Below are 5529 nucleotides of genomic sequence, written 5' to 3' on the forward strand. Positions count from 1 at the left end.
AGATCAGACATGTCACCGCTCCGTTTTGGAAGCGGTGAATCACGCAGCGCGCCGAAAATCAATGCATCCTGACCCTAGGCCTAATTCATCAGAAAAAAACAGGTGCCATGGTTTCGGTCGTTGTCTCAATTACAGCAGACTTTCAAAAATTGCCGACTGCTAGGCCAATGTTGACAGTAGCCCAGCCATTATCCGGGTACGCGGCACGATCATATCTTCGTCAATGTGTTCGGTTAGCGTGTGTAGCCCTGCACCTTTCACCCCTAGGGAACAAAGGCTTGGAATCCCCAGTGCACCTGTAAAATTCGCATCTGATCCACCGCCTTGGCTACCATGTGGCATATCTAGTCCGATCTCGCCGGAAATCGCCTTGGCCTTTTCGTAAAGCGCCATCGTGCCGGACATGCCCGGTTCCCAAACGGGGCGGGTAACGCCCCGGGTAACAGTGAATTTAACACCGTTACGTTCGCCCGACAGGGCCATTATTTTCTCAATGCCGGCGTCCAGATCCTTTTGTTCCTTCGCCATGGAAAGACATTCCGCACTGGCAAAGGAGGGCACGCAATTCACCCATTGCCCAGAAGCAATGTTGTTGCAGGAGAAGGTGCAGTCTTCACTGGTCATCTCTTCGATCTCAATGATCCGTTTCGCCAATTCCCGAACCGCCGAGATTCCCCCCTTGATATCCGCGCCGGCATGGCTGGGCCTGCCCTCGGTGGTTAGATTGTACCGAGCGATGGCATATCTGCCTGTGGTCACCCCGTTGTCCGGATGCGACGGTTCAGGGCACAGTACATATTTTGATCGCTTGGCCTCGGTTTCGATCAGCGTGCGGGTTGCGGGCGTACCGATCTCTTCATCTGGTGTGAAGAGGGCGACAATAGGTAGTGGTGTTGCGATCCCGGCATCCTGCAACGCGCGGATCGCTTCCAAGGTGATAAAGTTGCCGCCCTTCATGTCCTGAATGCCCGGACCATAGACTTTACCATCTTCGCGACGAAAGGGGTTCTTGGCCAAGGTGCCGATAGGGTGCACGGTGTCAAAATGACCCGTGATCATGATCCCCGGCTCACCAATCTTTGAATGCGGAAAGCACGCGCGCACAGAACCGCCCAACCCCATCGTTCCGGGAATGCGTTCGATACTGGCTCCAAGCTCAGCACATTTCAACGCCACCAGATCCATCATCTTATCCACGGCCGCAGCGTCCCATGTCGGGCTTTCACATTCGATCCAGGGTTTCAGCTGATCAATAATAGAATTCGTGTCGAAAGAGAGGTCTTTCCAGTTGCTCATGCTGTGGCTCCGTGAGGTGTGACAGGTTTAGCTTAGATACTGGTGCTGACGGCAGGATATCATCGCCCAGCACATAATGGACCGCCCTTGGCTGGCCGGAGAGCGTTTTGTTCGAGTGTCAGGCGGTTTTATCAAGATGGCTCATGTTTGCATAGAAAACCTTGATCGTATCGCGCCTACGTTCCGGTCAGGGTAACGCCCGCGCCTGTTCGTTCTATGCAAGCTGCAATCACGTCAATCAGTGGAACAGCCTGCCGGAACACCCTGTCGTGCGCTTTGAGACCAGAGCCAAATTGTCCATTTCTGGTGACGGATCTGGACGCAGCACAGCCTTGCGCGTGATCGATGAAAAGATCTGGCAGACGTTTTCCTGGTAAGCCGACATTTCACCCGAGGAATGGCCGCAACCACGCCGGAACAAGGACAATTTAAAGGCCGTTGACGCCAAAATCTGGGCTAACCGAGTTCTGGCCGCCCTACAGGCAGGCCGAAGCCCCTTTATCACCGACGCCAGAGTGCATGAAATTGGCGGTTCAACTTGTCCAATGGACACGGCATTGCCTTGTCAGGGATCGTTGTCTTTGGCTTCTTGGCGCCGACGACACCCTCAATCCCAGTATCCTTCATCTGCCGGGCAACCGTGCAGCGTGCAATGCCAAAACCTTCACGTCGCATTTGATGCCAAATCTTGCGAACACCATAGACGCTATGGTGTTCCTCAAAGACCCGCTCGATCTCGGGGTTCAGTTCTTTGTCACGCTTGGCGCGATCCGACAGGCGTGACGGATCGGTCTGCCCCCCGATGTGTTTGAGCCATACGCCGGATTGTCGTTCTCGCAGGACCTGCAGAACCGCGCCGCTTTCCGCATCACCGCTAAACCGCAGGGAACCGCTGAGACAACTGCGGATGGGTGATCAGCGCGACGGGCCAACCATGAATGAGACTTAAGGTTCTGACATTGTAGTCAAGATATCCTTTGCCTTGTTAACACTGCCCCGTTAACCTTTTTCAAGTCTGAATAGCATTCGCTTGTTGATGGCCCGTACCGGGCGCAGCAATGCCGATCTGGGGATGCCTTCATTTTTGGAGAGGTACCCTGATGGCCAATTTCATCGTAACAACCTTTGACGACACTGTTGCTGATGATGGTGTTCTTAGCCTTCGTGAGGCGCTGACGCTTGCGAATGCAGCAAGCGACGTTGACACGATCACCTTTGATGCCGCGCTGTCCGACCAGACGATCACGCTGGGCGGGACCGAACTGGTTCTGTCCACGGATGTGACCATAGATGGTGATATCGACGGCGATAATTCGGCAGATATCACGATCTCGGGCGGCGATGTCTCGCGGGTGTTCATTGTCTCAGCAGGCACATCGACGTTGCATGCTCTGACGATCACTGGGGGCTATGTCGACGGAAAAGGCGGCGGTCTGTACATCGGCAGCAGCGCGACGGTTCATCTGTCCAATAGCGTTCTCCACTACAATCGTGCTTACGACGGTGGCGGAATCTTCAGCTTAGGCACGGTGACGCTGACCAACAGCACGCTCAGCGGAAACATTGGGGATTACGGAGGAGGGATTTTCAATGCTGGCACGGCGACGCTTATCAACAGCACACTCAGCGGAAACGTGGCAGCACCATATTCGCTCAATCGTTATGGCCGGGAAGGGGCCGGGGGAGGGCTCTTAAACGAAGGCACGGCGACGCTCACCAACAGCACAATCAGCACAAACTACGGGAAGTACGGCGGAGGGATTTACAATGCTGGCACGGTGACGCTGACCAACAGCACGCTCAGCGAAAACAGGGCGACGTACGGAGGAGGGATTGAGAATACTGGCACGGTGACGCTGACCAATTCTACGCTCAGCGGAAACGAGGCGACGCTTTACGGCGGCGGCGGGATGATCAACCGTGGCACGGCGACACTCACCAACAGCACGCTCAGCATGAATTACGCGTATGGACCTGGTGGCGGCATTTTAAATATTGGCACGGCGACGCTGACCAACAGCACGCTCAGCGAAAACAGGGCGTCGTACGGAGGAGGGATTTTCAATGCTGGCACGGTGACGCTGACCAACAGCACCCTCAGCGAAAACACCGCCATCATTTATTACTTTTCTGGTCTTTATTTTGACCCGGACCTATTTACACGTGTAGGGGACGGGGGAGGAATCTTCAACAATCCCATAGGCACTGCGACGCTGATCAACAGCACGCTCAGCGGGAATTATGCGAGATCTGGCGGCGGGATCCACAATTATGGCACAGCGACGCTGAGCAACAGCATTGTGCTTGGGAATACTGCTGCGACGAATGCAAATGTGGGGGGCGCTGTCACTGTCACTGCCACGACCTCTCTGACATCCGGGACAGCTGCGGATGTATTCGCAGCGCTGAACGCCTATGGCGGCGGACTGCTGGCCGACAATGGCGGGCCGGTTCTGACGATCGCTCTCAATACAAGCGTGACCAATCCGGCGTTGGATGCTGGGGATGACAGCATTGCACCTGCCTTAGATGCATCCGGTGCACCGCGTTTCGATGATCCTGCGGTTTCAAACAACGGGGGCAACATCAGCGACCTTGGTGCGTTAGAAGTACTGGTCGAAGCTCCGAGCCTGATTGTGACAACGGCGTCCGACGTTGTAGATGTTTATGATTTTGAGACGTCTCTGCGCGAAGCTCTGGCTTTGGCCAATTCGGATGCTGATCTCAGCACGATTACGTTTGATGCAAGCCTGTCTGGCCAGACCATTGTTCTGGGTGGAACACAGTTGAGCATCTCAAGTGACGTGATCATTGACGGTGATATCAACGGCGACGATGCAGCGGATATCACGATTTCGGGCAATGACGCCTCACGTGTGTTGTCTGTGAGCAGCGACGCAACGCTTCAATCGCTGACACTTATCAACGGCAATGCGGGATCCGACGACGGCGGCGGCCTGATGATCTTTGGTGGTGGTGATGTTCATCTGATCAACAGCACGATCAGTGGAAACGAGGCCTATAACGGGGGGGGTATTCGCAATCTGGGCACGGTAACGCTGACCAACAGCACGGTCAGCGGCAATGACGCGGTTTACTCGGGTGGCGGCATTTTTAATACCGGTACGGCAACGCTGACCAACGCTACGCTGAGCGGAAACACTGCCGGGCTTTCCGGCGGCGGGCTTTTCAACTTTGGGTCAGCGACGCTGCTGAACACCACGATCAGCGGCAATGATGCGAACGCTAACGGCGGCGGGTTCTTCCACAGCTCCGGTGGCGGCGGTTTGATTCTGGAAAACAGCATCGTTCTTGGCAACACGGCCACCACGTCGCCGAACGCCAATGACGGTACTTTCATCAACTCTACGTCACTGACCGGGCTGGGGGGCGAGACGGCCGCAGACGTGTTCGCGTCACTGAGTGGCGCTGGCGGTTTGCTGGCGGACAATGGCGGCCCCGTGCAGACCATCGCGCTGAATCCCGATCTGCTGAACCCTGCACTGGATGCGGGCAACGACAGCGCGGCGCCAACAACGGATGCCCGTGGCGCAGGCCGCGCAGATGCGGTCGTGGCGAATAACGGCGCGAACATCAGCGATTTGGGTGCGGTGGAAGCGCAGTCTGATGCGCCCAGCCTGATCGTGACCACCGCATCGGATGTTGTGGATGCAACCGATGGCGTAACCTCGCTGCGCGAGGCGGTGGCCTTTGCCAACTCCAACGCCGACACCAGCACGATCACGTTCGATCTGGGCGCTGGCGCGCATCTGCTCACGCTTGGGGGCAGCGAGCTTGTTCTGTCGACCAGCATCGTCATCGATGGCGATACGGATGGCGACGGTGATGCCGATATCACGATTTCCGGTGATGATGCGTCGCGCGTATTCCATGCGGCCGGCGGGACATCGACGCTAAATGCGCTGAACATCACGGATGGCCACAGCTCGGGTGGCGGCGGTTTGTATGTCACCAGCGGCGCCAGTGTGAACATTGTCGACAGCACGCTCAGCGACAACTTCGGATCCTACGGCGGCGCGATCGCGAACTCCGGCACTGTGTCGCTGACCAACAGCACACTGCACGACAATTCTGCGATTGCCGGAGGTGGGATTCACAACCTTGGCTCGGCCACATTGGTGAGCAGTACGCTGAGCGGTAATACTGCCGTCGACGATGGCGGTGGGATACGCGCGGGTGACTACGCGACGACGACACTCACCAACAGCACGG

Annotated in this window: 3 protein-coding genes; 1 reads left to right on the top strand and 2 read right to left on the bottom strand. The window is 56.4% G+C overall.

Annotated elements, in window-relative coordinates:
* Positions 1-159: 159 nt before the first annotated feature.
* A complete protein-coding gene (locus FOY56_RS23130; protein ID WP_146348513.1) occupies positions 160-1296 on the bottom strand; it encodes a M20/M25/M40 family metallo-hydrolase in 1137 nt (378 codons plus the stop codon).
* A 501-nt stretch (positions 1297-1797) separates the two neighbouring features.
* Positions 1798-2205 carry an IS3 family transposase gene (locus FOY56_RS23135; protein WP_146348514.1) on the bottom strand — a complete coding sequence of 136 codons (408 nt, stop codon included), beginning with the start codon at positions 2203-2205 and terminating at the stop codon, positions 1798-1800.
* 191 nt (positions 2206-2396) lie between these two features.
* Here FOY56_RS23135 and FOY56_RS23140 point away from each other — a divergent pair.
* Positions 2397-5529 (top strand): beta strand repeat-containing protein (locus tag FOY56_RS23140; protein WP_222435032.1); only part of this gene is annotated, 3133 nt, incomplete at its 3' end.

It is taken from the genome of Falsiphaeobacter marinintestinus (genome assembly GCF_007923355.1).
GTDB lineage: Bacteria > Pseudomonadota > Alphaproteobacteria > Rhodobacterales > Rhodobacteraceae > Phaeobacter_A > Phaeobacter_A marinintestinus.